Below are 26,100 nucleotides of genomic sequence, written 5' to 3'. Positions count from 1 at the left end.
TAATAACCAAACCGCTTTCATGTTGCGAGATTGTCCGAATGTGACATCTATGTCAACGATCACATTGGCTCAGATGCCATGCTGGCAACGGCAATTTGAGCTTGCGCGCAACCTGCTTTGAGGGGCACCAATATGACCATCCGGATAATACTCGGAAAATTTGAAAACGCTTTATATGGGAGGTTCGGGTGAACCTCAGGGAATTCTCGAAGGTTTTGGGTTTATCGCCTACCACGGTCAGCCGGGCGCTCGGTGGCTACTCCGAAGTGAAGGAGGAGACCCGTCGCCGTGTCCACGACGCCGCCATCGCCCATGGGTATCGTCCCAATCGACGCGCCGCGGCCCTGGCGACCGGGCGCGCCATGGCGATCGGCCATGTGATCCCCACTGCCTTCAACCACGAGATGGTGAACCCTGTGTTCGCCGACTTCATTGCGGGTGCCGGCGATGTCTATGCAAAGGCCGGATACGATATGCTGTTGTCAGTGGTGTCGGACGGCGACGAGGAACGCGCCTATCGTCAGATGGCCAGCGCCGGATCGGTGGATGGGCTGATCGTTCATGGGCCAAGAACAGGCGACCCCCGGATCGCGCTGTTGCAAACCACCGGCCTGCCGTTCGTCGTCCATGGCCGCGCCCCGGTCGAGCCGAAGGATTACAGCTATGTCGATATCGACAATATGCGGGCGTTCAAGCGGGCAACCGATCTTCTGCTGGATCTTGGCCATCGGCGGATCGGCTTTCTCAACGGGATCGAGACGATGGACTTCGCGCGTCGACGCCGTGACGGGATGACGTCAGCATTGACGGCACGGGCTGTGGAACTTGATCCGGAGTTGATGGCATCGTCCGAAATGACGGAACTCAGCGGCCATTCCGGAGCCTTGTCGATGCTTGCTCTGCCTGATCCGCCGACCGCGTTTCTGGTTTCGTCACTTATCATGGCAATCGGTGTGCGCCGGGCGATCGAGGACCGTGGCTTGCGGATGGGACGCGACGTCTCTGTCGTGATCCACGACGATATGCTCAGCTATCTGGCCAACGGGGTCGAAGTGCCGATCTTCACGGCCACGCGATCCTCGGTCCGGGCTGCAGGACGGCGTTGCGCCGAGATCCTGCTGGACCGGATCGGCGACGACACCCCCCCGCCCGTGCAGGAGACATGGGAATGCGAACTGGTTCTCGGGGCGTCCACGGGGCCGGCACCGACATGACAGACTTCACCTTCAGACGCAGCGATTTTCCCGACGGATTTCTGTTCGCCGCCGCCACCTCGGCCTATCAGATCGAGGGGCATGCATATGGCGGTGCAGGACGGACCCATTGGGACACTTTCGCCGCCACGCCCGGCAAGGTCGAAGGCGGCGAAAACGGCGATATCGCCTGCGATCATTACCACCGCTGGCCCGAAGACCTCGATCTGATGCGCGATCTGGGGCTGGACGCCTATCGGTTCTCGACGTCATGGGCGCGGGTGATGCCGGACGGCGTGAACGTCAACGCGGAAGGTATTGATTTTTATGATCGGCTGATTGATGGCATGCTGGAGCGCGGGCTGAAACCAATGGCGACCCTGTATCACTGGGAACTGCCCGATACGCTGGCACATCTTGGCGGCTGGACGGTTCGCGACATCCCTGAACGGTTTGCAGATTTCGCCGCGATGATCGGCGACCGGCTGGGCGACCGGCTGTTTTCCGTCGCACCGATCAACGAGCCTTGGTGCGTTGCCTGGCTCAGCCATTACATGGGGGTCCATGCCCCCGGCCTGACCGACCTTGGCGCGGCGGTCCGCGCGATGCACCATGTCGGCCTGGCACACGGATTGGCCATTCAGGCCCTGCGCGGCGCTGGCGCGACCAATCTGGGGGCCGTCTGCAACATGGAATATGCTATCCCGGCCAGCGACAGCCCGGAAGATCGCGCCGCAGCACAGCGATATGACGGCATCTACAATCGGTGGTTTGCCGGGGCGATGATGCAGGGGAGCTATCCCGTCGATATTCTCGAGGGATTCCAGGCGTATCTGCCGAACGATTGGCAAGGCGACATGAAGATTGTATCGCAAGATATTGATTGGTTTGGCATAAACTATTACACGTGCCAGCGGATCGCGGCTGGCACCGGGGACTGGCCAAACATGGATCTGGTTCAGGGACCGCCCCCCCGTACGGACATGGGATGGGAAATCTGCCCCGAGGGTTTCGATTGGCTGCTGCGCCGGACCGTCGCCGACTACACCGGCGACACGCCACTTTTCATCACCGAGAACGGCATGGCCAATCGTGACACCGCCACCCGCGCCGACGTCGAACGAATCGCATATCTGGACGCCCATGTTGCCGTGGCCCGTGATCTGACTGCCGATGGCTTGCCGCTGAAAGGTTATACATTCTGGTCGCTTCTGGACAATTATGAATGGGCCCTGGGCTATGACAAGCGGTTCGGTCTGGTCCATGTCGACTTCGCGACACAGGCGCGCACGCCCAAGGCAAGCTATCACGCGCTTGCCCGCGCGCTGGCCGATTGATACGGGCTTGGGCATGTCAGATGCGCTCTTCCTCGTGGCCGATGTCGGCGGAACCAATACCCGCGTGGCCATGGCCGAGGGTGGCATCGTCCTGCCTGACACGATCCGCCGCTACTCCAATCGCGACTTCGCCAATCTTGCGCCTGTTCTGCGCCAATACCGCGTCGACCTGCCCGGACCCGACCCGGTGGGCGCCTGCGTTGCCGTCGCGGGTCCTGTGGCCGAAGGGCGGGCCGAGCTGACCAATCTCGACTGGTCGATCGACACTGCACGCCTGATCGAGGCGACCTCTGCGCGACAGGGCGCGATTCTCAACGACCTGCAGGCGCAGGGCCATGCCCTGGGTCATCTGTCGGCCGATGCCTGCCAGACGGTGATCGCTGTTGATGGCGTCCCGGAAGCCGTCCGGCTGGTCATCGGCGTCGGCACCGGGTTCAATGCGGCCCCCGTCCATCAGACCGCGCAGGGCCGTCTTGTCCCGGCCTGCGAAGCCGGTCACGCCAATCTGCCGATCCGCACCGAAGCCGAACTGCGGCTCTGCACCTTCGCCTCGACCTCTCACGGGTTTCCGGCGGTCGAGGATGTGTTATCGGGGCGCGGTCTGGAACAGGTTTATCGCTGGCTGGCATCCGAGGCAGGCAGCACCGACGAACTTCTGGCCGCCGAAATCATGCAGCGGGTTACATCCGATCCCCGGGCGCAAGCCGCCGTGCAGCAGTTCATCCGCATCCTGGGCACCGTGGTGGGTAATCTGTCGTTGATCCACCTGCCGCTGGGCGGTGTGTATCTGGTCGGCGGCGTAGCCCGCGCGATGGCCCCGCATCTGGCCGCGATGGGCTTTGCCGAGGCCTTCCGCGACAAGGGCCGGTTCGCCGGATTCATGGCGAATTTTCCGGTGCATCTGGTGACCGACGACTTTGCCGCCCTGACCGGATGCGCGGCGCATTTGCGCGAGATCATCGAACACTCGGAATGATCGGCATTCAAGGGTTGGTCCGGTAACGGTTTCTTAGCGACCTGCGATTAGGCATGCCTCATCCAATTGCGAGAGGCGGTGTGCGATGCAACTGACGACAGCATGACTGATGGCGGCACGACTGCCTCCGAAGGTCGGGGCGAAACGATCGTCCTTGCCGACCGGCTCGACATCGTGACAGCACGCGATCTGCGCACGGCGGTGCTGGCGGCGGCTTGCGACATCGTCCTGGACGCGAGCCATGTTTCGGTCATGACGGCACCTGCAGTTCAGGTTCTTGCCGCGGCCCGTGATCATCAGATGGCCGGACAGCACAGTCTGCGGATCGACCGTCCCTCGGCGGCGTTCATGGCATCGGCGCGGATACTGGGCGTGTCGCTTGAGCGGATGCAGACGGCGGAGTGTCCGACATGAGGGTTCTGGCCATAGACGATAGCCGGACAATCCGCGACATGGTGCGCCTGACGCTGGAACGCGAAGGTATCGAGACGACCCTTGCCGAAGACGGACTCCACGGGATCGAGGTGCTGGACGGGCTGGAAAAGCGCCCCGATGCCATCCTGACGGACCTGAACATGCCAAGGCTCGATGGGTTCGGATTCATTGAAAGGATACGCAAGCAGGAGAAATATTCGGGGATACCGATCCTTGTCCTCACAACCGAAAATGCACGCGAATTGAAATTGCGCGCGCGCGCCGCCGGGGCGACGGGCTGGATCGTCAAACCTTTCGATCCCGCCCGACTTGTCGGGGCATTGCGGACTGTGACCGGACTGACCTGATGGATCCGATGGACGCGATCAGGGTCACTTTCTTCGAGGAATGCGCGGAGCTTCTGGAAAGTCTGGAGGCCGGGCTGCTGGCGCTGCACGCCGGGACGCAGGATGCCGATACCGTCGATGCGGTTTTCCGGGCCGTGCATTCGATCAAGGGCGGTGCTGGAGCCTTCGGCCTGAAGCCGCTGGTCGCGTTCTCGCACGAATTCGAGACGGCTCTCGATGCACTTCGCAGTGGCCGCCTCGCCCCGGACGCCGCCGCCGTCAGTGTATTTCTGCGAGCCGGAGACCAACTCGGCGACCTTATCGAAACCTGCCGCAACGGCGATACGCCAACCGTGCCAGATACGGCGGATTTGATGGGCTTGCTCGCCGGGACGGACGATGCTGCTGTCAGCTCCGATCCGGCGGTGGATTTTGCACCTGTTATGCTGGATCTGGATGTCGCGCCCCTGTTCGATGACGCCTTTACGGACATGCCGGAAGCGACAGGTGTCCCTGATAATCGCACCTGGATCGTTACATTTGAACCGCTTCCTGATCTTCTGATCAGCGGGAATGAACCGCTGTTCCTGTTTCGCGCTCTTGAAGTCCTCGGCCGGATCGAGGTCGAGGCTCTTCTCGAAGGCCTGCCCCCGCTCGGGAACATGGACCCGCAGGTGCTTGGCCTGCGGTGGATGATCCGGCTGATCCCAAGTGCACCAGATCTTACCGAGACCGAGATCGAGGCGATATTCGAGTTTGCCCTCGACCTTTGCGTCCTCGACATCTGCCTGGCCCCGGCCCCAACCATCGCCCTGACGTCCGCTCCTGTCACCCATCAATCCGTAACCCCGCCCATGGAAGGATTGCGGCAACAGCCCGATGAGCCGGGGCTCGACAGTCTGCCCGACACTGAGCCGTGCAGCCCGCGCCCGCCCGACGCGCCAGCGACGCCGCTCCCTAAACCGCCCCCGATGACAACCATTCGGGTCGACTTGGAGCGCGTGGACCGGCTGGTGAATCTGGTCGGCGAACTCGTCATCAGTCAGTCGATGCTGGCACAGGGCATGATCCGAGCCGGTCTGGATCAGCATTCGGAAGCGGTAACCAACCTTGACGACCTGCAACAGCTGACGCGCGACATGCAGGACAGCGTCATGTCGATCCGCGCCCAGCCGGTCAAATCGTTGTTCCAGCGGATGACCCGCATCGTCCGCGAGGCGGCGCAGTCCACCGGCAAAGACGTACGCCTTGAAACCGATGGTGAAGGTACTGAAATCGACAAGACCGTCGTCGAACGGCTTGGTGATCCGCTGACCCACATGATCCGCAACGCTATCGACCATGGGCTGGAAGATCCCAAGGCACGTACTGCGGCTGGAAAGCAACCGACCGGAGTGGTGCGCCTGTCGGCCCGGCAGCAATCGGATCGTGTCGTAATCGAGGTATCGGACGACGGTCGCGGCGTTGATCGAGATCGCGTTCTGGAACGGGCCATCGCCCGCGGCCTGGTGCCCGCAGGAAAAATACTGGACGCAGGCGAAATTGACAGATTGCTGTTCTTGCCGGGTTTCTCGACATCGGAGACTGTGTCGTCATTGTCGGGCCGTGGCGTCGGAATGGACGTGGTGCAGCGTGCGATCCGCGATCTGAACGGCACTATCGCAATCACATCGACCGAAGGACTCGGTTGCGCGATTTCGATCAGCCTGCCGCTGACCCTGGCAATCCTTGATGGTATGATTGTGCGCAGCAACTGCCAGCGAATGGTGATACCGCTCTCTGCAATTATCGAAACGCAAACCATCAGTGCCGCGCGGATCGAACGGTTAGGCAGTCGGCAGACGGTCGTTCAGCTCCACGATCACTTCGTTCCGATGGTCGATCTGGCGCAGGGCATGGGCTTTCCGTCCGCCTTACGTTCCCGTTCAGATGGCAGCGCCGACTGCGATGCGGCCGATGATGACGACACTGCCCTGTTGTTCGTGCAATCCGACGACAGCGGCCCCTTCGCCATTCGGGTCGATGCCATCGAGGCTCAGCGACAGGTGGTCATCAAGGGCCTCGGCGAGGATTTCGGCCATGTTCCCTGCGTTTCCGCTGCCACCATTCTTGGCGACGGTCATGTCGCACTGATTGTCGATCCGGCCGGAATCGCCGCGACATCTGGTCTGCAGACCAAACGTCCGACACCCGCCCTTTTTCCTGAGAGTTCGCTTCAATGAACCAGACCGCCACCATCGCCCCATCCGTCGCTGCCGCTGGTCCGGTCGATCCGCTTGAGGACCGCAGCGAATTGCTGACATTCCGCTGCGGCGGTCAGCGCTATGCTGTCGACATCATGTCCGTACGTGAAATTCGCAGTTGGAGTCAGCCGACACCCCTGCCCCATGCCCCGCCTTTCATGCGCGGCATGGTCAATCTGCGCGGCTCGGTCCTGCCTGTCATGGATCTTGCCCATAGGTTGGGCAGCCCTCCGACAGATGACGATCCGCGCAATGTCATCATTGTCATTCAGGACCGGGCCCGCGTTCACGGCCTCTTGGTGGAGGCGGTTTCGGACATCGTGCATCCGCGGATGGACCAGTTGCAGGACGTGCCGCAGGTCGGGGACGGTGATGACAATGCGATGGCGGACCGGCTGTTTGTGGTCGACGATGTGATGATCCAGGTCCTGCTCATCGCGCGCATCCTCCCACCTATCGGAACGCAATTCGCTGGGACGATGACGTGATCGCGCTTGCCGACCGATCTTATCGGGCAATCGCTGCGATCGTTGAGCGCGAAGCCGGACTATATATGCCCGAGACGAAAAAGACCTTTCTTGCGTCCCGCTTGCAACGACGCCTGCGGTTTCATGGGCTGAACGATTTCGAGACCTATGTCCGGCTGATAGGCGATCCGGGTGCGGCCGGTACGACCGAGCGGCGGCACCTCGTATCGGCCCTGACCACCAATGTCACGGCAATCTACCGCGAGCCACATCACTTCGATCTGCTGGCGCAGCACCTGCTGGACCGTCGGCGGCAGGGTGTGGAGGCGGGCGGCGGATTGCGGATATGGTCGGCGGGGTGTTCCACGGGGGAGGAGCCACTGTCCATCGCCGCGGTCTGTCTGCATGTCTTCGGGCCGAGCTGGACAAATGATGCCCAGATCATCGCCACCGATGTAGATCTGAGCGTGTTGGAAACGGCCCGCACCCGCGACGACAGCGCCACGCTTGGACCTGCCCTGGCGGCGGTTTCGAGTTTGCCTGGAGGACGCACCCGAGATCTGCCGCAAGCTCCCGATCACCTTCTTGCGCTGCTGCGTGGGGGAATAACATATCGGCATCACAACCTGCTGGATGATCTCGACCTGCCCGGCCAGTTCGACGCCATTTTCTGCCGCAACGTGACTATCTATTTCAGCGCGGTCGTACAAAAAGCAGTGCATGAACGGTTGCGGGCGCGCCTGGCTCCTGCCGGAATGCTGGTACTTGGTCACTCCGAGCGCCTGCTGGGTGACCGACCCGAACTGGTATCTGCCGGTCGCACGACCTTTCGACGTCCCTTACCGGATGAAAATGTTTTAGCCCGAAAGGCCATCCGATGCCGTTGAGGGACATGTTGCGCGTTCTTGTCGTCGACGACATGTCGACCAGCCGGGGGATCCTGCTGCAGGCTCTCGATACGCTTGGGATAGGCAACGTGAGCTATGCTGAAAACGGCAGAACCGGCATGCTTTACGCGCGTGAGAAAGTTCCGCATCTGGTGCTGTCCGATCTCTATATGCCGGAACTGAACGGGCTGCAGCTTTTGCAGCATCTCAGGGCGGAACCCTTGACCCAGAAGGTCGGGTTCATTCTGATCTCGGGGCGGGGCGATGCCACGGTCATCGAGACGGGGCAGAGGCTCGGGATGAACAATTTCCTGACCAAGCCTTTCACCGCGGCACAGTTGAAAAGCTGTATCGAAGCGGTGGTGGGTCGCCTGTAGATGACCGTCTGTTCCGGGGATTTCGCGGGCCGCGTTGCGAGCGAATGCCGGGAGGCGGCGTTTCGTCTTCTGCGCCTGCAAGATGCCATCAGCGAAGAAATCGCGGCCCAGGATGTATCCGGCCGTATGATCGCTGAGCTTCAGGTCCTGGATCAGGTCAGCCAGACGATCGCCGATCTGGGAGAGGTCTTTGCAAAACTGGCAGTTGCCGACGGGGAACCGATTTCCCTCGCCACTATCGCGCTCGCGCGGCAGAAGAGCCTTCGACAACGGCTCAGCGGTCAGCCCGATCTCGGGGAAACGGATGGCGACGAATTGTTCTGACGGGCACGCGCTACAGAGATCTGCGGCGGTAGATCCGGTTCAACCGATTGTACTGCTATCCGAAATTAGCTCCTGTCCGACGTTCAGATGGTCCGCCGGTCCCAGGTTCGACAGCCTTCATTGTCGTATACCCTGCCTGTACGACCGCCTGTGCAAATTGCGGTGACACCCTGCTCTTCCCCCTGTCCGAACCGCACGGTTCCACCGCGAACGGGGTCAAATGCAAGATCGACAACTCGGAGTTCGCAATCGCGGGCGGGACAGACAGACCATCGCGCGCTTGTCTGGTCAGGCTGCTTCGTCTTCCGACAACTGCCGCTGCCACATCGAGGCATATCGACCGTCGTGCAGGAGAAGCTGATCGTGCGTGCCCCACTCCACGATCAGCCCGTCTTCCAGCACGACAATCATATCGGCATCCACAACCGTCGACAGGCGGTGCGCGATGGTGATGACCGTCCGACCCTGCGACATGGTCCGCAATTCGGACTGAATGGACCGTTCGGTTTCAGTATCCAGAGCCGACGTCGCCTCATCCAGCAACAGGATCGGCGGGTCTTTCAGTAAGGTCCGCGCGATCCCGACGCGTTGTTTCTCGCCGCCCGACAGCTTAAGCCCCCGTTCTCCCACCGTTGTCTCATAGCCATCGGGCAACATGTCGATGAACGTCTCGATGCGGGCGGCGCGGGCGGCTTCGCGAATTTCCTCAAAACTGGCATCGGGGCGACCATAGGCGATATTGTAGCGGATCGTATCGTTGAACAGCACGGTATCCTGCGGCACCACGCCGATCTTGCGGTGCAGGCTGGATTGCGAGACGGACCGGATGTCGACCCCGTCGATCTCGATCGCACCGGCGTCGATGTCGTAGAACCGGAACAACAGACGTCCGACGGTCGATTTTCCGGACCCTGACGGCCCGACCACGGCGACCGTCTGCCCGGCCCCGACGGTCAGCGATACACCTTTCAGAATCGGGCGCGCAGGATCATAGCCGAACCGGATATCCCGAAAGACGACCTCGCCCCGATCAACGCGCAACTCCGGCGCAGACGGCGCATCGCGCACTTCGGCCGGTTGCCCCAGCAGGCCGAACATCTCGCCCATGTCGACCAACGACTGACGGATTTCGCGATATACTGTACCAAGGAAGTTCAACGGCAGCGTAATCTGGATCATGTAGGCATTCACCATGACGAAATCGCCGACCGTCAGATCGCCCGCCTGCACCCCCATCGCGGCCAGAACCATAACACCGACCAACCCCCCGGTGATCAGAACGGATTGACCGAAGTTCAGGAATGCGAGCGAATAGGCCGTCTTGAGAGCCGCGCCCTCGTATTGTGCCATGGCAACGTCATAGCGGGCCGCTTCGCGCGCTTCGGCCCCGAAATACTTGACCGTCTCGAAGTTCAGCAGGGAGTCGATGGCCTTCTGGTTCGCGTCGGTATCCTGATCGTTCATCACCTTGCGGATTTTCACCCGCCATTCGGTGACCTTGAATGTGAAGGCGACGTAGGCCGTGATGGTGACCAGCACGATCACCAGATACCAGACGTCGAACACGAAAAAGAGGATGACGCAGATCATCGCCAGTTCCAGCACCAGCGGTCCGATGGAAAACAGCAGGAACCGCAACAGGAAGTCGACACCCTTGACCCCCCGTTCGATGATGCGGGACAGACCGCCGGTCTTGCGGCTGATGTGATAGCGCATCGACAGGCGGTGCATATGCGTAAAGGTTTCGGCGGCAAGACGGCGCAGTGCCCGCTGACCCACGGGGGCGAAAATCACGTCGCGTAGTTGTTGGAAACCGATGTTGAAGGCCCGCGCAATGCCGTAAACGACGGTCAGGCCGACCGCTCCCAGGCCGAGAGCCCACGCCGGTGTCATCGTATCGGGTGCGAGTGCGTCGACGGCGGCCTTGTAGAAAAACGGTGTCGTCACGGCGATGACCTTTGCGACCACCAGCATGATCAGCGCCGCCGAAACGCGAATTTTGACCCCGCTGTCGCCGGGGGGCCACAGATACGGCATGACGCGGCGGATGATGCCCCAGGCGTCCGCCGGCGCTTCTGTCGTGGTCAGGGTGGTGGGGGCCATGGATGTTCCGGATATATCGGTTTCTTGCAACCTATGGCGCGGTGGCCAGAATGGAAACCTGTGCTGCCGGTGCCTATTCCACGTCGGGGAGTTTGAAAACCTGACCGGGGTAAATCAGATCAGGATCGCGGATGAAATCCTGATTTTCCTCGAATATCTGAACGTACCGAATGCCTTCGCCGAAATACCCCTCGGAAATCGCCCAAAGCGTATAGCCGGGCTGCACGGTGATCGCGGTCACGCCATCGCGGCGCGAGGCCGCGGCGACTGCCGGGGCGGTGCGCTGGAACGGTGTTTCCACACGACCGGTGACGGTGCCATCGGCGGCCAGCGAGTCGATGCGCAGGGTATAGGTTCCGCTGTCGACATTGGGCAGTGGCGAGGTCCAGGTGCCTGCGCGATCGACGCGGGCCTGCTGAATGGGCCGATTGTCGAGATAGATGCGGATCTGCGTGTCGCCGACACCGCGTCCGGCCAGCTGGACTTCGCCCGCCGCGTCATAGCTGATGGCGTCGATGCCCAGATCCTGTCGAACGTCCGGCGGGGACGTGTTGTCGGGCAACACCGTTACGCCACCTGCCCCGGCACGGAACAGACGCGGCGGCGTCGCGGCGCGTGCAGGTGACGGGGACGGCACAGGCGGCAAGGGCGCATCTGACGCGGTAATCGACGACACCGAAGAGGGGGCGGCTGGCGCGACGTCGATCTGAGGGGGGACGGTGGGGACATCCCCGGCCGTCACGATCCGGGTTGTTCCGATCTCCGGGGCATCGGACGTCTGCGAGGGTGCGATGCCCGCAGTCGCGTCCGTCCCGATCTCATCCGACACGGTCTGGTCTTTAACGATTGCGCCCGTCCCGGTCGCATCCGCCACGCTCACGTCCTCCGCAATCACGCCGCCCTCTGCGGTGGAAGCGCTATCGAGGCGAGTCGGCGCGGGGGCGATCTGCGGGGGCGGCACCGCCGCGACGCGAAGGTTATCGCTGTCCACGGGCGGGAGTGCGCCGTTGTCCGGCGGTCGCGGGACGTCGGCCTCCGACGCGACCGTTTCCGTCACGGTTCTGGGGATGTCGTCTTGCGTGGGCGCCGTCGGGAAGGTCGGGGCAACGATGATGCTGTCGGTGGCGCGCGCCACCACGCCGTCCGCACCCCGCGTCTCGACAGTCAGAATGCGGGGTGCGTCGGTTATGGGCAAATCGAACAGCGATACGAAATTACCGTCGGCATCGGTGCGCGCCGTGGCCACCTCCTGCCCGTCCAGGCGTAATATGACGTCCACGTCGCGGGCGGCATTTCCGGCCACGACCGTCGCGCCCAATCCGTCGACGCGCACGACGTCCATCTTTGGCAGGGTCATGTCGGCCAGGACCTTGGGCGCATCCGGAGTTTCGGGCGTCGGTACGGTATCCGGCATGACCAGAACCTCGCTTGGCCCCGAGACTTTGTCGGGCGATCCGGTCCCCATCTCCGGCATCGACGGCAGGTCGCGCGGTTTCAGCAGGACGAACCCGGCCCACCCGATTGCCAGAATGACGAGGACCCCGATGGTCCTACGCCCGGCTGAAACGCCGTTCGTCATTTCCTTAATCCCCCTTGGACCCGTAGCCGGGCTTTCCGCGACCCTAGCAACGGCATAGGCTTCGGTCAAAACGACAAAAGGATGTATGCCATGACGAAATCGGTTTGTGTCTATTGCGGCTCGCGCGATGGCAACGATCCATCCTTCGCCACGGCGGCCGACGCTTTGGGTCGCGGCATCTCGGATCGGAACTGGCGGTTGGTTTATGGCGCGGGCGACGTTGGCTTGATGGGCCGGGTCGCCCGCAGCGTCCAGGCGACGGACGGCACAACCTTTGGCGTCATTCCCGTGCATCTGATGACGCTGGAGGTCGGCAAGCTGGACCTGACGGCCTTCGTCGTCACCGAAACCATGCACGAACGAAAAAAGGTCATGTTCATGAACGCCGACGCCATCATCGTTCTTCCCGGGGGTGCGGGTACGCTGGACGAATTCTTCGAAGTGCTGACCTGGCGCCAGCTCGGGCTGCACGAAAAGCCCATCGTTCTGCTGAATATCGCGGGATACTGGGACCCGCTTCTGACGTTGCTGGATACCATCGTCGCACGCGGATTCGCGGACGCGTCGATTCTGTCTTTCTTCAGAACGGCCCCTGATGCAGAGACCGCCCTGTCCATGCTGGAATGACTGTCAGGCGGCAGAATTCATTTCGGCCAAATCGTGTTTCACCAGCTTCTCGATTTCGTTCAGCGGGTGATTGGTCAACGTCTTGGGAATTTCGGCGACCACCTTGTCGGCGACTTCCTTGTGCATCTCGGCGCGCAAGACGCCCAGCACCTGCGGCGACGCGACGATCACCAGCGATGTGAACCGACCCTTGTGGGCCATCATGTAAAGCTTCTCGGCCAGATCGCTCGCAAACCGCTCCTTTTGCAGCTCATGAAAATCCGTTTCTTCGTATGCGGATACTCCGGATCCGGCGCTTTCCTGCACCCGGCCGCGACGGTTCTCGGTCTGCTCGCGATCGGGCGGATTGTCTTCCTCGTCCTTGCGTACGACTTCAAGGTTCGGATCCTCGGCGTCCGTCAGGTTCACGAGGAACAGGACCTTTTCACTGTCGGCGACAACGACCATCGTGCCGTTTTTCAGACTGGGCATCATTTGTCCTCCAAATCTTGATCTTCTTTGGACTTCGTAACGCGCGTCACACCGGACACACCTTGTCTGGTTGACCGCTTGAGCGCGTCTTCGGTGCCAATATCACGAGCAAGTTCCCCACCCGTGCGACCTTGCTGGCTTGGCGTGTCGGGCATGTCCTTGATGAATTGATCCGTCTCGCGGGTTCCGTCGCTGGAGCGATGTCGCTCGGCCATGGTTGGTCCTCCGTTGCAAGTTCGCTAATCAACGTTCCATCACGTAGGCCGGTTCCAGGTGTGAAAAAAGGGGCCTGTTGGCCCCTTTTCATATGTCTGACATTTGATGGGGCTTCACATACGCGAAGCGACGTTTTCCCAATTCACAAGGTTTTTCAGGAAGTTGTCCAGATAAGCGGGCCGCTTGTTGCGGTAATCGATGTAGTAGGAATGTTCCCAGACATCGCAGCCCAGAAGCGCGGTCTGACCGAAACAAACGGGGTTCACGCCATTCTCGGTCTTGGTGACTTTCAGGCCGCCGTCCTTGTCCTTGACCAGCCAGGCCCAGCCCGAGCCAAACTGCCCGGCACCGGCGGCGGCGAACTCCGAATGGAAATCGTCGACCGATCCAAAGCTGTCAGTCAGCGCCTTTTCGACTTCGCCCGGTATCTTGCTGTCGCCCGGTCCCATCATTTCCCAAAACTGGTTATGGTTCCACAATTGGCTGATGTTGTTGAATATACCGCTCTGGGCAACTGACCCGGACTGATAGGTGCCGGTGATGATATCCTCAAGGGACTTCCCCTCCCACTCGGTCCCGGCAATCAGCTTGTTGCCGTTGTCGACATAGGCCTTGTGGTGCAGGTCGTGGTGATATTCCAAAGTCTCTTTCGACATCCCCTTGGAGGCCAGGGCGTCGTGGGCATAGGGAAGGTCGGGAAGCTCAAAGGCCATGATATCTCTCCTGTTGGGTTCACTTAGGGACATGTCGGTCTGAACCTGTCCGGGTCAAGCCCCGACAGGCATCGCGTTGCGCAGCACATCCTCGGCATAGAGGGCGACGGAGCGGAAGCACATGACCCGCCAGCGGTCGCCCTCGCGCCAGATCGCGGCGGGAATTTGCGCCATTCGGGTGCGGCGCACCTCGGTTTCAGCAAAAGTGTCGAAATTGACGGGCATCAGTTTTGACAGAAGATTTTCGGTATCTATTCCTTTAATATCAAAAATCTGCCGTGCGTCGCTCACGTTGATGACGGTGGTGAACGCCGTGCCGAGCACCTGTGTCATATCGGCGACCAGGCGATCCGCATCGCTGTGATCACATACCAGCATCAGTTCATCCGGCGACATCCACATCAGGCGTCCGGTGTCGGACGCCGTCGACATCCGCATCGGCGGCAAAGCGCAGGCCGCTACTTTCTTCGTGGCCTTGCCAAGTGCTGTCATGTCGCCGCGAAGGGTGATCATGCCGACCGGCGGGCGCACGGTAATCGAAATGTCAGACATTTGATTTCTCTCCCTCCCGATCAAAGAAGACAGGATCGACGATCCTGGCTTCGACCGGCGACTGGCCGATACGGGTAAAGCGGATCACCTCGCCCATTCGGTCCGGGCCGCGTTCGACGAGACCCATCGCGATACCCCTGTCCAGCGTCGGCGACATATAGGTCGAGGTGACGCGTCCCTGCACGATCGCCTGCCCGTTGTCGTTAACGCCTTCGCCTACCGCATAGGCCCCGTCTTCCAACGCCGAACCGTCCAGCGTTTCCAGTCCGACCAGTTTCCATCGGTCCGGTTTCTGAAACTCGGACCGTGCCTGACCGCGCTTGCCCAGATAATCGTCCTTCTTCTTCGAAATCGCCCAGTCCAGCCCCAGATCCTGCGGAATGACTGTGCCGTCAGTCTCATCCCCGATCATGATGAATCCCTTTTCGGCCCGCATGATATGCAACGCTTCAGTGCCATAGGGAGTCGCGCCGAATTCGGCCCCGGCCTCCATCAAAGCCGTCCAGAGGGCCAGACCCTGCGACGCGGGCACGGCGATTTCATAGGACAGTTCGCCCGAAAAGCTGATGCGGAAAACGCGGACAGCAAAGTCGCCCAAACGCCCGTCGGTCCAGGCCATGAAAGGCAATGCCTCGGCAGACACGTCCATACCGCCCAGCTTTTCCAGCACCTTGCGCGCATTCGGCCCGACGACGGCGATCTGCGCGAATTGTTCGGTGACATTGACGACATGAACCTTCCAGTCCCACCATTCGCATTGCAGCCAATCTTCGATCCACCCATGGATGCGATCCGCTCCGCCGGTCGTGGTGTGGCAAAGCCATGTCTGATCGTCGATCCGCGCCACGACGCCATCGTCGATCAGGAAACCGTTCTCGTCGCACATCAGACCATAGCGGCATCGTCCCGGCTTCAGCGTGGACATCATGTTGGTATAGAGCATATCCATCAGCCGCCCGGCATCCGGCCCGCGAACGATGAGCTTACCCAAAGTTGAAGCGTCAAGCATTCCAAGGCTTTGCCGGGTATTCTTCACCTCGCGCGAGACGGCTTCCGCATGGGTTTCACTGCCCTGCGGAAAGCAATATGCGCGACGCCATTGGCCGACGGGTTCCCAAAACGCACCGTGGGCCTCGTTCCAATCGTGGATCGGTGTGCGGCGCAACGGTTGGAAAATAGCCCCGCGTGCTTCGCCTGCCAGAGTCCCGATTGTCGTCGGCGTATAAGGCGGACGAAACGTCGTGGTTCCAACCTGCGGAATAGTTGCATCCAGCCTTTCAGCAAGGATAGCCAGCCCGTTGATGTTACTTAATTTTCCTTGGTCCGTCGCCATGCCCAGCGTGGTATAGCGTTTTGCATGTTCGACCGACTCGAACCCTTCCTGCGCGGCGAGGCGGACGTCGGAGACTTTCACATCGTTCTGATAGTCGAGCCACATCTTCGACCGCAGCGCATGATCCGCGCCTTCGGGCATCATCCAGACCGGCAGGATCGGCGCCTCGGGCGAGCTTTCGCAAGGTGGGGCGTCGATTCCGGCGGCTTCGGCGGCATCGTCCAACACCTCGGCGGTGGTCAGCGCACCCGATGCCATTCCGGCAGTGATCACAAACCCCTTGCCGTCTGCCCCCCTCGGCGGCTGATCGGGATCGGGGCGGAACATGGCGCGTTCCTCATCCCACCAGAGCTTGCCCCCGCAGTGCGACCAGAGGTGGACGACCGGCGACCAACCTCCGGACATAGCCACGGCATCGCAGCGAATTTCCTGCAGGACGGTGCCGTCACCGGATTGCAGACAGATGGACACAGCCGTAACCTTGGCATTTCCATGCACCTTGGCAATGGCGCGACCCGTGTGAACACTGACCCCGAGCGCTTTGATTTCTTTTACCATTGTACTATCGACAGCTTGGCGCGTGTCGATGATTGCCGGTACCCTGAGGCCCGCCTCGATCAACACCTTGGCTGTGCGATAGGCATCATCGTTGTTGGTCACGACGACCGTGCGCTCGCCCATCGAGACGCCATGATTGACGACATAATCGCGCAGGGCCGATGCAAGCATGACACCGGGCACATCGTTGCCCGCGAAGCTGAGCGGGCGCTCGATGGCCCCCGTTGCCGTGATCACACGCCCGACCCGTATGCGCCAAAGCCGCTCACGCGGACCGGTCTTAGCGGCCAGATGACCGGTTAGATTTTCCGTGCACAGGACGTATCCGTGGTCGTAGACGCCCGATCCTTCGCAACGATTTATCATCGTCACATTATCTTTTTTTTCAAGTTCTTCGATTGCGTTCTTTACCCAATCCGCTGCGGTCTTCCCGTCGATGGTCGCTCCGTCCACCACGGCGCGACCGCCCCAGGTCGCGCCCTGCTCGACCAGGATGACGCGCTCACCCGTCTTCGCGGATCCAAGGGCTGCCGTCAGGCCCGCGATGCCGCCGCCGACAATCAGGGTGTCGCAGAAGGCATACTGATGTTCGTAGCGATCGCCGTCTGCCTCGGTCGGGGCGGCCCCCAGACCGGCGGCGCGGCGGATTACCGGCTCGAATACATGTTTCCAGAAGGCGCGCGGATGGATGAACGTCTTGTAGTAGAATCCGGCGGGCAGGAAACGCGACCCGAAGTCGTTGATCCGTCCGACATCGAAGGCCAGCGACGGCCAGGCATTCTGGCTGTGTGCAACCAGACCGTCATAAAGCGGTTGCATCGTGGCGCGCTGGTTCGGCTCGAAATGCGCCCCCTCGCCGATCTGCATCAAGGCATTGGGTTCTTCGGGGCCTGAGCCGACGACGGACCGGGGTCGGTGATATTTGAAGCTGCGGCCCATCACAATCTGGCCATCCGCCAGAAGGGCGGAGGCCAGCGTATCGCCGATATAGCCACGCAGGATTCGCCCGTCGAAAGTGAACTCGATCGGTTTGCTGCGGTCGATCAGACGGCCGCCGGTCCTGAGGCGGCGGCTCATGCGCTGCGTCCTTTGGCGATGAGGGCAAGGATGTCGGCAGGTGGTTCGGTCGTCTGTGCACAATAGGTGCCGTAGACCTGCAAACTGGAAGTATCGCGCGCGGCGAAGAACCATTTGCCGCAGCCATAGGCGTGGCGCCAGCGCTCGAAGTGCACACCTTTAGCGTTGTCCCGCAGAAACATGTACTCTTCGAATTGCTCGTCGGTAGATTCAGGCCCGAAGCGTTTCAGATGCGCCTGTCCACCGGGCGCAAGCTCTGTTTCTTCGACCGACAGGCCACAGTTCGGACAGGTCAGCAGCAGCATCGCACACTTCCGTCAAAATGGGCGGAGGTGCCCGGTGTCAGGCTGTTATTGCGTCGCGGAGCTGGCTTCGATCCGAACTTCAGGCGCACCGCCGACTCCAAGGTCGAACGATCCGCCCAGAAGCGCGAACATGATGAAACCAACGGCGACGACAATACCGCCGAGAAGGAAGTTGATACCGCGCGGAAGGCGTCTGGGTAAAATGCGAGCCATGGCAGTTGGCCTAAGTAAGAAAACAGGTAATCCTTAACACATAGAGTCTGCCATAGGTTTCGCCTAGTCCTGCGACACAGTGTTTCAAAGTGTCGTGAAGTATTGCGCACGGCGCACAAGGAACCGGCCATCAGTGCGCCACCCCGGCGGCGACAGATTCGTCGATGAACCGACCCTCGCGGAATCGCTCCATGCCGAAGGCGGCTGTCAGAGGGGAATGACCCTTCGCCATCAACTCGGCCATGCCCCAGCCCGATCCGGGGATCGCCTTGAAGCCGCCCGTGCCCCAGCCGCAGTTGACAAAGAGACCGTCCACCGGAGTTTTCGACAGGATCGGGGAGCGGTCACCCGTCACATCAACGATTCCCCCCCATTGGCGCAGCATTTTCAGACGCGATATCATCGGGAAGGTTTCGACCAGGGCGCGCAACGTCTCCTCGATATGCTGGAAGCTGCCGCGTTGGGTATAGTTGTTATAACCGTCGGTTCCGCCGCCGATCACCATTTCACCCTTGTCGGACTGGCTCATGTAGCCGTGGACGGTGTTGGCCATGACGACGACATCCATGCAGGGCTTGATCGGCTCGGACACCAGGGCCTGCAGCGCGACCGACTCCAGCGGCAGGCGGAACCCGGCCATCTGCGCCAGAACGCCGGAATGACCTGCCGTCACCAGGCCCAGCTTGCCACAGGCGATATCGCCTTGCGTCGTCTGCACACCTGTAACCTTGCCGCCCGATTGCGCGATGCCGGTGACTTCGCATTTCTGAATGATGTCCATGCCCATGTCGGTGCAGGCGCGGGCGTAGCCCCAGGCCACCGCGTCGTGGCGTGCGGTGCCGCCACGGGCCTGCCACAAACCGCCAAGGACGGGGTAGCGCGGCCCTTCGATGTTCATGATCGGGCAGAGCTGTTTGACGCGCTGCGGTCCAATCCATTCGGTGGTCACGCCTTGCAGCGAATTGGCATGGGCCGTGCGCTTATAGCCCCGCACCTCGTGATGGGTCTGGGCCAGCATGATGACGCCGCGCGGCGAGAACATGATGTTGTAGTTCAGTTCCTGTGACAGGCCCTCATAGAGCGAGCGCGCCTTTTCGTAGATCGCCGCCGACGGATCCTGAAGGTAGTTCGAGCGGATGATTGTCGTGTTGCGCCCGGTGTTACCGCCGCCCAGCCAGCCCTTTTCAAGGATCGCGACATTGGTGATGCCATGGTTCTTGCCAAGATAGTACGCCGTGGCCAGCCCGTGCCCGCCCGCACCGACGATAATGACGTCATAGCGTTTGCCCGGCGGTCGCCTGGCCCAGGTACGGCCCCAGCCCTCGTGGTTGCGGAGGGCTTCGCGGGCGATGGCAAAGGCGGAAAAACGTCGCATGCGCAAAGGCTCCCCTCGATACGTTGGCCCGGTTTGCCCCGATCTTGGCGCAGGCAATATGGGCACAGCGGCATGTTTGTGAACATCCGCGACATCGGTCCCTTTCCGAGGCCGTTTCGCATGGCCTAGACCGTCCGATCACGAAGCCGCAAGGGGGGCTTCTGTCGCCGCTCCAAGACCGTTAGAGGAGCGAAATGATAGACCGGGTGGATTGCTGATGTTCTGGATTGTCGTGGCGCTGCTTCTTGCGGCTTGTATTCTTGTGATGGCGGCTGCGCTGCGCGGCGGTGCCGGACCGGGCGTTCGTCCTGACGTGGATGTCTACCGCGATCAGCTCCGCGAGCTGGAGCGGGACGCGGCGCGCGGAACCCTGGACCCGGAGGAGGCCGAGGCCGCCCGCACCGAAGTGGCGCGCCGTCTTCTGGCCGCCGACCGGGTCCGCGACGACGGCGTGCGCGGGAGCGGCAATTCCTGGCTGGGACTGGGCCTGATCGGGGTGCCGGTGATCGCCGTATCGCTGGGCATCTATTTCTGGATCGGCACACCGGGCAAGCCGGATTACCCCCTGCAAGGGCGCATTCTGCGGATCGAGGAGGCGCGTGCCGCGCGCCCCGACCAGACCCGTGCCGAGGCTGCCGTGCCCGACGAGATCGACGACAGCCGCGCCGACGTGACCCGTCTGGCCGAGGAGTTGAAGCAGGTTTTGGCGGCCCGTCCCGACGACCTGCGGGGCTGGCGGCTGGCGGTGCAGACACAAGCGGGACTTGGCGATCTGGAGGCGGCCTGGCAATCGCAGGACCGGGTAATCGCCATTCTGGGCGAGGAGGCCGGGGCCGAGGAATTCGCCCTGCTGGCCGAGCTGATGATTCTGGCAGCGGGCGGCTATGTCTCGCCCCAGGCCGAGACCGCGCTGTCCGAGGCGGTGCGCCGCGACCGGGCAAACGGCACAGCGCGATATTATGCGGGGCTGATGTATGCGCAGGGCGGTCGCCCGGATCGCGCCTTTGGAATCTGGCGCGGCTTGATTGCCGAAAGCGCACCGGGTGACCCCTGGCTGGACCCGATCTATGCCCAGATCGAAGAAATTTCGGTTCTGGCGGGCGACCCGACCCCGCTTGATGAGCTGCCGCAGCCGCGCGGACCGTCGGTGGATGATATCGAGGCGGCGGGCGACATGACCCCGCAGGATCGGATCGAGATGATCGGCAACATGGTACAGGGCCTGTCCGAACGGTTGGCGAGCGAGGGCGGGACGGCGGAGGAATGGGCGCGGCTGATCACCTCCTACGGCGTGCTGGGACGCACCGATGCTGCCGCGACCGTCTATGCCGAGGCAAAGACCGTGTTCGCCGCCGACCGGGGGGCGTTGGACACGCTGGCCCGCGCCGCAGACCGTGCCGGGATCAACCCTTGATCCACGAGACCATCGAAGGGTTCGCCGCCGCCCTGCCCCCGCACGGAGCGCTGATGGGGCTGGACCTTGGGACCAAGACCGTCGGGGTGGCCGTCAGCGATACCTTCCGCAGCGTGTCCACGCCATTGCAGACGATCCGCCGCACCAAGTTCACCGCCGATGCCGTCGCAATCGAGGCGCTGCTGACGGCGCGAACGGTCGTCGGCATCATCCTTGGCCTGCCACTGAACATGGACGGCAGCGAGGGGCCGCGCGGTCAAGCCACCCGCGCCTTCGCCCGCAACATGGCACGGCGGATCGATACACCCATCGGATACTGGGACGAACGTCTGTCGACGGTGGCTGCCGAACGCATCCTGCTGGAGGCGGATACGTCTCGAAAGCGTCGCGCAGAGGTCATAGATCACGTCGCCGCCGGGTTTATCCTGCAAGGCGCGCTGGACCGTCTGCGCCATATCGGAGCCGCCCTGTGACTCATGATCCGACATCCGATGGCGTCTGGAGCCGTTCCGAAATCGAAAGTCCCTGCGTGAAACTTTGCGTGGTCCATCCGCAAACGCGGTTATGTATGGGCTGTCATAGAACCATGGACGAAATCGGGGAATGGTCCCGCATGACGTCCGAAGCCCGCCGCGCGATCATGGATGCCCTTCCCGCCCGTGCCGAGGCCGCCGCCCCTGTGCGGCGAGGCGGTCGTGCGGCCCGGTTGAAACGCGGTGGCTGACCGTCAGGTCGGGCGCGTCCTGGCCCTGCTGCGATTGCGCAGACGCTCTTTCATGCGGGCCTTCGCCTCGGGTGAGCCGTCGTGGAACGTACCGAACCAGCGGTCCAGCGGGAACATTCCGTCGGCGTAATTGCACTCGAAATATTTGTGATGGAGGTAATGGGCGTAGCAATGCGTCTTGATCGACGTCTTGTCGCCGACCTCGATACGTTCGAACCCGGCATGGCCCGGCGCGGGGCTGAGTGCGGTGTGGATCAGCACAGAAAGCACGTGCAGCGGGTGGAACGGGATCAGCAGGAAGACCAGCACGCCGGAGAAATAAAGTATGTGTTCGATCGGGTGCATCGACAGGCCGGACCATGGACCGGGATTGACGTTGCGATGATGCACATTGTGCGCCATCCGATACAGCGGTGGCCAGTGGATTGCCCGGTGGATGGCATAGAAATGCAGATCGCGCAGAACCGGAACAAGCACCAGAAGGACAACAAAATAAACTGGATTGTCAACGAAGGTCACCTGCGGCACATAGCCGTTCGCCGCGACCCAGAGCATCAGCACCTCGAACGCGGTCCAGATCGGAATGGCGCTGGCAAAGGTCCATGTCAGGTTGTCGAGCGTCTGGTTGCGGAACAGGAACTGCCCGCTGTCGCGCGACGGCCAGCGGGCATTGAACTTGAAGCGGTCGCCCTGTGCCCGCTGGACGTAGAGCCGCAAATGGAACGCCCCGAAAAACACGGCGACAATGGCGGCGTTGCGCGCCAGCAGATACGCGATCCACAGCGGGTCGAGGTCAGCCATCGCCTGCATCGGCGGGCTGAGGTACACCCAGACGACCAGCGCGACCAGGAAATACAGCATGTTCCAGGGCATGAAATACCCCGGCCAGCCAAAGATCCAGCGCAGCGCGGCGACCGGTTTTGCTGGCCATGTCAGCACCGGGGGATAGGCGATGCGCGCCTTGGGGGCCCAATCGCCGCGCCGGTCACGCTCGCCGATTTGCGTATCGTCCATGTGGCCCCCTCCGATCCCTTGTGCCAGTGCATCAGATCGCAAGGTGACCCGAAGTCAAGCCATAAGCGTCAGCCCGCAAAGACCTTGCGCAGCATGTTCAGCGCCACGAGGAACAGAAAGACCGCGAAGACGCGCTTGAGCGGGGCCGGGGTCATCGAATGGGCCAGTCTCGCGCCCAGTGGGGCCGTCAGCAGGGTCATGGCAATTACGATCAGGAAGGCCGGTATGTTGACCAGACCGATGGTCATCGGCGGGCGCAGGCCAGACGTGGGCAGGATCAGAAACAACAGGACGGCTGGCACCGCGATCAGCAGTCCGAAACCCGCCGCGGTGGCGACCGCGCGGTGGATCGGCACGCCGTGCAACGTCATCAGCGGCACCCCGAAGCTGCCGCCGCCGATGCCCATCAGGACCGAGGCGAAGCCGACGGCAGGCGAATACAGATATCGCTTTGCCCCCGTCGGCATGGTGTCGGCCAGCCGCCAGTGCGGGCGAGAAAACGCCATGTAGAATGCCACGATCAGGGCCAGCCCCGCGAAGATAGCAGTCAGCGTTTCCGACCGAAGCTGCGTTGCCACCAGAGAGCCGACCAAAGCCCCCCCGACGATGCCCGCGCCCCAGCCGCGCAGGATCGAAACCTCGACCGCGCCCCGGGCATGATGGGCGCGCACAGACCGCAGGCTGGTCACGACGATTGTGGCCAGCGAGGTTGCAACGCAAACCTGCATGATATTGGGCCCGTCATAGCCAAGAATCTGGAAGACATAATAAAAAGAAGGCACCAGAACGATGCCGCCCCCGACCCCCAGCAATCCGGCAAGGACGCCCGCGAAGGCCCCCACAACCATCAGAAACGCGACGAGCGGAAGAAAGGTGGCGAGGTCTGGCATCGGCATGGTCCGTTGGTTTGTGTCCCGCGGCGTCTACAACCCAGCCCGGCCTGCTACCAGTGGCGATTATCGGCAGCGTCCGCGTCGGATCTTGACCTCTCTGCGCTACGGGTTCAACCGGACGCCACCCCCACGAAAGGTTTCCCGATGTCCGAGATGTTCCGCCGCGCCGCGATTCTTGGCCTGCTGTCCGCCGTCGGGCCCTTCGCCATCGACATGTATCTTCCTGCCATGCCCGCCATCGCAGAAGATCTGGCCAGCACAATCGCCGGGACACAGACAACACTGATTGCGTTCTTCCTGTGCTTCGGTCTGGCGCAGCTGGTCTATGGTCCCTGGGCCGACTCCGCGGGGCGCAAGCTGCCGCTGTATTTCGGTCTTGGCGTCTATCTTCTGGCGTCTGTCTGGGCCGCGCTGGCGCCCGATATCACGAACCTGACGGCGGCGCGAGCAATGCAGGGCCTGGGTGCTGCGGCGGTGATGGTCATTCCCCGCGCGATCATCCGCGACTGGTCCACCGGAACGGAAGCGACGCGGCTGATGGCGATGGTCATGCTGGTGATTTCCGTATCCCCGATGCTGGCTCCGTTGGCAGGATCGATGGTGATATTGGTGGCGGACTGGCGCGCGATCTTCTGGGTGATGGCCGTCGCGGGGACCATCAGCCTGACGGTCACGGCGCTGGCTTTGCCGGAAACGCTGACCCCGGCGCGCCGCCGCCCCATCGCGCCCGCCCGGTTATTGGCGGATGCCGGATATCTGCTGCGGCATCGCGGGTTCATGGTGCTGACCTTCGTGGGCGCCTTCGGCATGGCCAGTTTCTTTGTCTTCATCGCCTCGGCCAGTTTTGTCTATACCGGCGAATTCGGCCTGTCGCCGACGGGTTTTTCGCTGGCCTTCGCGATCAACGCCGCCGGATTCTTCACCGGCAGCCAGTTGGCCTCGAATGCGGGCAACCGTTGGGGCATGGGCCGGGTCGTGCGCGGCGCGACGACCGGATTTGCGGCCAGCACGGTCCTGCTGCTGGGACTGGCGCTAGCCGGTCTGGCCCCCCTGCCCGTGATTGTCGGCCTGCTGGTCGCGGGCAATTTCTGCCTGGGTTTCGTGATTCCGTCGGTGATGGTCATGGCGCTGGACGATCAGGGCGAAATCGCGGGGCTGGCGTCGTCGCTCGGCGGCACGTTGCAGATGGTCACGGGCGGCGCGATGGTCGCCGTCGCCGGTCCGTTTTTTGACGGAACCGCCGTGCCGATGATCGCGGTCATCGCCCTGTGCGGGGTGCTGTCGGCGGGTTTGGCACGGCTGGTCCCGGTTCAGGCCGCCACCGTCGCCACGTGATCCAGCGCCGTGCGCACCACGTCCGCTCCGGCGCCGGGCTTCGCTGCGCCCTCCGACAAGGTCCGCCGCCAGCCGCGCGCGCCAGGCAGACCGGCGAACAGGCCCAGCATGTGTCGCGTCACCTGACCCAGCTTGCCGCCGTCGGACAGATGCGCCTCGATGTGCGGGATCATCCGCAAGGCTGCCGTCACCCGGTCGGGGCAAGGGTCGGGCCGATTGAAAATGCGGCTGTCGGCCTGCAACAGGACCGCGCCAGGGTCGTGATAGGCCGCTCGCCCGATCATCACACCATCCACGACTTTCAAATGCTCCAGCGCGTCATCCAGCGTCGCGATGCCGCCGTTGATCGAGAGATTCAGCGCCGGAAAGCGCAGCTTCATCGCATGGACCAGATCATAGTCAAGCGGCGGGATGTCCCGGTTCTCTCTGGGGCTGAGGCCTTGCAGCCAGGCCTTGCGCGCATGGACAGTGACGCGACCCACCCCCGCATCCTCCATCCGTGCCAACAGGTCCGGAAGCACGGTGGCCGGGTCCTGCTCGTCGACGCCTAGACGGCATTTCATCGTGACCGGAATATCGCCTGCCGCCTGCACCATGGCCGACAGGCAATCGGCCACCAGACCGGGTCGTTCCATCAGGATTGCGCCAAAGCAGCCAGATTGCACCCGGTCGGACGGGCAACCGACGTTCAGGTTCACCTCGGCATAGCCATATGCCACGGCCATCGCGGTCGCCTCGGCCAGTTCCGCCGGATCGCTGCCGCCAAGTTGTAGCGCGACCGGGTGTTCTTCCGTGCCGTAGGCCAGCAGATGCGTCGCCCCGCCCCGCACCAGCGCCGCAGCCGTGACCATTTCCGTATAAAGCAACACTTCACGCGACAGGACACGGTGGAAGGCCCGGCAGTGCCTGTCGGTCCAATCCATCATCGGAGCCACGGATAATCTGCTACTTACGCCAAGCTGCGATTTTACCGCCTTTTCCAATACTTATCTCCGAGTGTTCAAGTTCGTCTATGTTCGATATATTGCCATTT

The 26,100-nt window shown here is 62.2% G+C and carries 28 protein-coding genes; 15 read left to right on the top strand and 13 right to left on the bottom strand.

Annotation, left to right across the window (positions count from 1 at the left end):
* Window positions 1-188: 188 nt before the first annotated feature.
* The 10 genes from BMY38_RS07220 to BMY38_RS07175 all read left to right on the top strand — a co-directional run bounded on the left by BMY38_RS07220 (window position 189) and on the right by BMY38_RS07175 (window position 8,565).
* Entirely contained in the window at window positions 189-1,214 is a 1,026-nt protein-coding gene (locus tag BMY38_RS07220; protein WP_092761376.1) for a substrate-binding domain-containing protein, read from the top strand.
* Window positions 1,211-2,530: a GH1 family beta-glucosidase gene (locus tag BMY38_RS07215; protein WP_092761983.1), complete on the top strand. Its 1,320-nt coding sequence runs from the start codon at window positions 1,211-1,213 to the stop codon at window positions 2,528-2,530. The genes BMY38_RS07220 and BMY38_RS07215 overlap by 4 nt, the downstream gene beginning before the upstream one ends.
* Window positions 2,531-2,543: 13 nt before the next feature.
* Complete coding sequence (locus BMY38_RS07210; protein ID WP_092761374.1) at window positions 2,544-3,506, top strand: glucokinase; 963 nt, start codon at window positions 2,544-2,546, stop codon at window positions 3,504-3,506.
* A gap of 102 nt (window positions 3,507-3,608) precedes the next feature.
* The gene (locus BMY38_RS07205; protein ID WP_092761373.1) at window positions 3,609-3,920 is read left to right on the top strand and encodes an STAS domain-containing protein; all 312 of its coding nucleotides are present in this window, start codon (window positions 3,609-3,611) and stop codon (window positions 3,918-3,920) included.
* Window positions 3,917-4,288: a response regulator gene (locus BMY38_RS07200; protein WP_092761372.1), complete on the top strand. Its 372-nt coding sequence runs from the start codon at window positions 3,917-3,919 to the stop codon at window positions 4,286-4,288. Before BMY38_RS07205 ends, BMY38_RS07200 begins: the two co-directional genes overlap by 4 nt.
* Window positions 4,288-6,489, top strand: a complete 2,202-nt coding sequence (locus BMY38_RS07195; RefSeq protein ID WP_217638792.1) for a chemotaxis protein CheA — start codon at window positions 4,288-4,290, stop codon at window positions 6,487-6,489. The genes BMY38_RS07200 and BMY38_RS07195 overlap by 1 nt, the downstream gene beginning before the upstream one ends.
* A complete protein-coding gene (locus BMY38_RS07190) occupies window positions 6,486-6,998 on the top strand; it encodes a chemotaxis protein CheW (RefSeq protein ID WP_092761368.1) in 513 nt (170 codons plus the stop codon). The genes BMY38_RS07195 and BMY38_RS07190 overlap by 4 nt, the downstream gene beginning before the upstream one ends.
* The gene (locus BMY38_RS07185) at window positions 6,995-7,864 is read left to right on the top strand and encodes a CheR family methyltransferase (RefSeq protein ID WP_092761366.1); all 870 of its coding nucleotides are present in this window, start codon (window positions 6,995-6,997) and stop codon (window positions 7,862-7,864) included. Before BMY38_RS07190 ends, BMY38_RS07185 begins: the two co-directional genes overlap by 4 nt.
* A complete protein-coding gene (locus BMY38_RS07180; RefSeq protein ID WP_092761364.1) occupies window positions 7,855-8,241 on the top strand; it encodes a response regulator in 387 nt (128 codons plus the stop codon). Before BMY38_RS07185 ends, BMY38_RS07180 begins: the two co-directional genes overlap by 10 nt.
* Window positions 8,242-8,565: a hypothetical protein gene (locus BMY38_RS07175; protein ID WP_092761362.1), complete on the top strand. Its 324-nt coding sequence runs from the start codon at window positions 8,242-8,244 to the stop codon at window positions 8,563-8,565. It begins immediately after the preceding gene.
* A gap of 288 nt (window positions 8,566-8,853) precedes the next feature.
* On the opposite strand, the gene BMY38_RS07170 is transcribed toward BMY38_RS07175, so the two are convergent.
* Both BMY38_RS07170 and BMY38_RS07165 read right to left on the bottom strand, forming a co-directional pair.
* Complete coding sequence (locus BMY38_RS07170; RefSeq protein WP_092761360.1) at window positions 8,854-10,668, bottom strand: ABCB family ABC transporter ATP-binding protein/permease; 1,815 nt, start codon at window positions 10,666-10,668, stop codon at window positions 8,854-8,856.
* A 73-nt stretch (window positions 10,669-10,741) separates the two neighbouring features.
* Window positions 10,742-12,247 (bottom strand): LysM peptidoglycan-binding domain-containing protein, encoded by a 1,506-nt coding sequence (locus BMY38_RS07165; protein WP_092761358.1) that lies wholly within the window; start codon window positions 12,245-12,247, stop codon window positions 10,742-10,744.
* Window positions 12,248-12,337: 90 nt separating this feature from the next.
* Between BMY38_RS07165 and BMY38_RS07160 the strand changes: the two genes are divergently transcribed.
* Window positions 12,338-12,874, top strand: coding sequence for an LOG family protein (locus BMY38_RS07160; protein ID WP_092761981.1), 537 nt, complete (start codon window positions 12,338-12,340; stop codon window positions 12,872-12,874).
* Window positions 12,875-12,877: 3 nt separating this feature from the next.
* Here the strand turns inward: BMY38_RS07160 and BMY38_RS07155 are convergent, their stop codons facing one another.
* The 8 genes from BMY38_RS07155 to BMY38_RS07125 form a co-directional block, all read right to left on the bottom strand.
* Window positions 12,878-13,345, bottom strand: a complete 468-nt coding sequence (locus BMY38_RS07155) for a host attachment family protein (protein WP_092761356.1) — start codon at window positions 13,343-13,345, stop codon at window positions 12,878-12,880.
* Window positions 13,345-13,560 (bottom strand): hypothetical protein, encoded by a 216-nt coding sequence (locus tag BMY38_RS07150; protein ID WP_092761355.1) that lies wholly within the window; start codon window positions 13,558-13,560, stop codon window positions 13,345-13,347. The genes BMY38_RS07155 and BMY38_RS07150 overlap by 1 nt, the downstream gene beginning before the upstream one ends.
* A 114-nt stretch (window positions 13,561-13,674) precedes the next feature.
* The gene (locus tag BMY38_RS07145) at window positions 13,675-14,274 is read right to left on the bottom strand and encodes a superoxide dismutase (RefSeq protein WP_092761353.1); all 600 of its coding nucleotides are present in this window, start codon (window positions 14,272-14,274) and stop codon (window positions 13,675-13,677) included.
* A gap of 54 nt (window positions 14,275-14,328) precedes the next feature.
* Complete coding sequence (locus tag BMY38_RS07140) at window positions 14,329-14,826, bottom strand: sarcosine oxidase subunit gamma (RefSeq protein ID WP_092761351.1); 498 nt, start codon at window positions 14,824-14,826, stop codon at window positions 14,329-14,331.
* Entirely contained in the window at window positions 14,819-17,794 is a 2,976-nt protein-coding gene (locus BMY38_RS07135; protein ID WP_092761349.1) for a sarcosine oxidase subunit alpha family protein, read from the bottom strand. The genes BMY38_RS07140 and BMY38_RS07135 overlap by 8 nt, the downstream gene beginning before the upstream one ends.
* Window positions 17,791-18,099 carry a sarcosine oxidase subunit delta gene (locus BMY38_RS07130; protein ID WP_092761347.1) on the bottom strand — a complete coding sequence of 103 codons (309 nt, stop codon included), beginning with the start codon at window positions 18,097-18,099 and terminating at the stop codon, window positions 17,791-17,793. The genes BMY38_RS07135 and BMY38_RS07130 overlap by 4 nt, the downstream gene beginning before the upstream one ends.
* A gap of 45 nt (window positions 18,100-18,144) precedes the next feature.
* On the bottom strand, window positions 18,145-18,312 hold the full coding sequence (locus BMY38_RS18070) for a hypothetical protein (RefSeq protein WP_175495799.1): 168 nt from the start codon (window positions 18,310-18,312) through the stop codon (window positions 18,145-18,147).
* Between the two features lie 130 nt (window positions 18,313-18,442).
* Entirely contained in the window at window positions 18,443-19,687 is a 1,245-nt protein-coding gene (locus BMY38_RS07125; RefSeq protein ID WP_092761345.1) for a sarcosine oxidase subunit beta family protein, read from the bottom strand.
* A 217-nt stretch (window positions 19,688-19,904) separates the two neighbouring features.
* On the opposite strand from BMY38_RS07125, the gene ccmI reads away from it, so the two are divergent.
* Genes ccmI through BMY38_RS07110 form a run of 3 tightly spaced genes read left to right on the top strand, consistent with a single transcriptional unit; the run spans window position 19,905 to window position 21,825 of the window.
* Window positions 19,905-21,101 (top strand): c-type cytochrome biogenesis protein CcmI, encoded by a 1,197-nt coding sequence (gene ccmI, locus BMY38_RS07120; protein WP_092761343.1) that lies wholly within the window; start codon window positions 19,905-19,907, stop codon window positions 21,099-21,101.
* Window positions 21,098-21,574, top strand: coding sequence for a Holliday junction resolvase RuvX (gene ruvX, locus BMY38_RS07115; RefSeq protein ID WP_092761341.1), 477 nt, complete (start codon window positions 21,098-21,100; stop codon window positions 21,572-21,574). The genes ccmI and ruvX overlap by 4 nt, the downstream gene beginning before the upstream one ends.
* The gene (locus tag BMY38_RS07110; protein ID WP_092761339.1) at window positions 21,571-21,825 is read left to right on the top strand and encodes a DUF1289 domain-containing protein; all 255 of its coding nucleotides are present in this window, start codon (window positions 21,571-21,573) and stop codon (window positions 21,823-21,825) included. Before ruvX ends, BMY38_RS07110 begins: the two co-directional genes overlap by 4 nt.
* Before the next feature lie 3 nt (window positions 21,826-21,828).
* Here BMY38_RS07110 and BMY38_RS07105 read toward each other — a convergent pair whose 3' ends face one another.
* Window positions 21,829-22,839 carry a sterol desaturase family protein gene (locus BMY38_RS07105; RefSeq protein WP_092761337.1) on the bottom strand — a complete coding sequence of 337 codons (1,011 nt, stop codon included), beginning with the start codon at window positions 22,837-22,839 and terminating at the stop codon, window positions 21,829-21,831.
* 68 nt (window positions 22,840-22,907) lie between these two features.
* The gene (locus tag BMY38_RS07100) at window positions 22,908-23,729 is read right to left on the bottom strand and encodes a sulfite exporter TauE/SafE family protein (protein WP_092761335.1); all 822 of its coding nucleotides are present in this window, start codon (window positions 23,727-23,729) and stop codon (window positions 22,908-22,910) included.
* A 147-nt stretch (window positions 23,730-23,876) separates the two neighbouring features.
* On the opposite strand from BMY38_RS07100, the gene BMY38_RS07095 reads away from it, so the two are divergent.
* A complete protein-coding gene (locus BMY38_RS07095; protein ID WP_342707746.1) occupies window positions 23,877-25,067 on the top strand; it encodes a multidrug effflux MFS transporter in 1,191 nt (396 codons plus the stop codon).
* On the opposite strand, the gene dusA is transcribed toward BMY38_RS07095, so the two are convergent.
* Entirely contained in the window at window positions 25,043-25,993 is a 951-nt protein-coding gene (gene dusA, locus BMY38_RS07090) for a tRNA dihydrouridine(20/20a) synthase DusA (protein WP_245737539.1), read from the bottom strand. The two genes, BMY38_RS07095 and dusA, sit on opposite strands and share 25 nt — an antisense overlap.
* Window positions 25,994-26,100 lie beyond the last annotated feature (107 nt).

Origin of the sequence: Jannaschia helgolandensis (assembly GCF_900109285.1) — a bacterium.
Taxonomy (GTDB): Bacteria; Pseudomonadota; Alphaproteobacteria; order Rhodobacterales; family Rhodobacteraceae; genus Jannaschia; species Jannaschia helgolandensis.
This window is presented reverse-complemented; position numbering and strand designations above follow the sequence as displayed.

What these genes read in the sequence shown, in the direction of transcription:
- BMY38_RS07140 (WP_092761351.1), bottom strand. Translation starts at nt 14,826, where the DNA reads ATGTCTGACATTTCGATTACCGTGCGCCCGCCGGTCGGCATGATCACC.
- BMY38_RS07125 (WP_092761345.1), bottom strand. Translation starts at nt 19,687, where the DNA reads ATGCGACGTTTTTCCGCCTTTGCCATCGCCCGCGAAGCCCTCCGCAAC.
- BMY38_RS07180 (WP_092761364.1), top strand. Translation starts at nt 7,855, where the DNA reads ATGCCGTTGAGGGACATGTTGCGCGTTCTTGTCGTCGACGACATGTCG.
- BMY38_RS07210 (WP_092761374.1), top strand. Translation starts at nt 2,544, where the DNA reads ATGTCAGATGCGCTCTTCCTCGTGGCCGATGTCGGCGGAACCAATACC.
- BMY38_RS07130 (WP_092761347.1), bottom strand. Translation starts at nt 18,099, where the DNA reads ATGCTGCTGCTGACCTGTCCGAACTGTGGCCTGTCGGTCGAAGAAACA.
- BMY38_RS07205 (WP_092761373.1), top strand. Translation starts at nt 3,609, where the DNA reads ATGACTGATGGCGGCACGACTGCCTCCGAAGGTCGGGGCGAAACGATC.
- BMY38_RS18070 (WP_175495799.1), bottom strand. Translation starts at nt 18,312, where the DNA reads ATGGCTCGCATTTTACCCAGACGCCTTCCGCGCGGTATCAACTTCCTT.
- BMY38_RS07200 (WP_092761372.1), top strand. Translation starts at nt 3,917, where the DNA reads ATGAGGGTTCTGGCCATAGACGATAGCCGGACAATCCGCGACATGGTG.
- BMY38_RS07195 (WP_217638792.1), top strand. Translation starts at nt 4,288, where the DNA reads ATGGATCCGATGGACGCGATCAGGGTCACTTTCTTCGAGGAATGCGCG.
- BMY38_RS07215 (WP_092761983.1), top strand. Translation starts at nt 1,211, where the DNA reads ATGACAGACTTCACCTTCAGACGCAGCGATTTTCCCGACGGATTTCTG.
- BMY38_RS07170 (WP_092761360.1), bottom strand. Translation starts at nt 10,668, where the DNA reads ATGGCCCCCACCACCCTGACCACGACAGAAGCGCCGGCGGACGCCTGG.
- BMY38_RS07105 (WP_092761337.1), bottom strand. Translation starts at nt 22,839, where the DNA reads ATGGACGATACGCAAATCGGCGAGCGTGACCGGCGCGGCGATTGGGCC.
- BMY38_RS07165 (WP_092761358.1), bottom strand. Translation starts at nt 12,247, where the DNA reads ATGACGAACGGCGTTTCAGCCGGGCGTAGGACCATCGGGGTCCTCGTC.
- BMY38_RS07160 (WP_092761981.1), top strand. Translation starts at nt 12,338, where the DNA reads ATGACGAAATCGGTTTGTGTCTATTGCGGCTCGCGCGATGGCAACGAT.
- BMY38_RS07150 (WP_092761355.1), bottom strand. Translation starts at nt 13,560, where the DNA reads ATGGCCGAGCGACATCGCTCCAGCGACGGAACCCGCGAGACGGATCAA.
- BMY38_RS07095 (WP_342707746.1), top strand. Translation starts at nt 23,877, where the DNA reads ATGTCCGAGATGTTCCGCCGCGCCGCGATTCTTGGCCTGCTGTCCGCC.
- BMY38_RS07175 (WP_092761362.1), top strand. Translation starts at nt 8,242, where the DNA reads ATGACCGTCTGTTCCGGGGATTTCGCGGGCCGCGTTGCGAGCGAATGC.
- dusA (WP_245737539.1), bottom strand. Translation starts at nt 25,993, where the DNA reads ATGATGGATTGGACCGACAGGCACTGCCGGGCCTTCCACCGTGTCCTG.
- BMY38_RS07100 (WP_092761335.1), bottom strand. Translation starts at nt 23,729, where the DNA reads ATGCCAGACCTCGCCACCTTTCTTCCGCTCGTCGCGTTTCTGATGGTT.
- ccmI (WP_092761343.1), top strand. Translation starts at nt 19,905, where the DNA reads ATGTTCTGGATTGTCGTGGCGCTGCTTCTTGCGGCTTGTATTCTTGTG.
- BMY38_RS07155 (WP_092761356.1), bottom strand. Translation starts at nt 13,345, where the DNA reads ATGCCCAGTCTGAAAAACGGCACGATGGTCGTTGTCGCCGACAGTGAA.
- BMY38_RS07190 (WP_092761368.1), top strand. Translation starts at nt 6,486, where the DNA reads ATGAACCAGACCGCCACCATCGCCCCATCCGTCGCTGCCGCTGGTCCG.
- BMY38_RS07135 (WP_092761349.1), bottom strand. Translation starts at nt 17,794, where the DNA reads ATGAGCCGCCGCCTCAGGACCGGCGGCCGTCTGATCGACCGCAGCAAA.
- BMY38_RS07145 (WP_092761353.1), bottom strand. Translation starts at nt 14,274, where the DNA reads ATGGCCTTTGAGCTTCCCGACCTTCCCTATGCCCACGACGCCCTGGCC.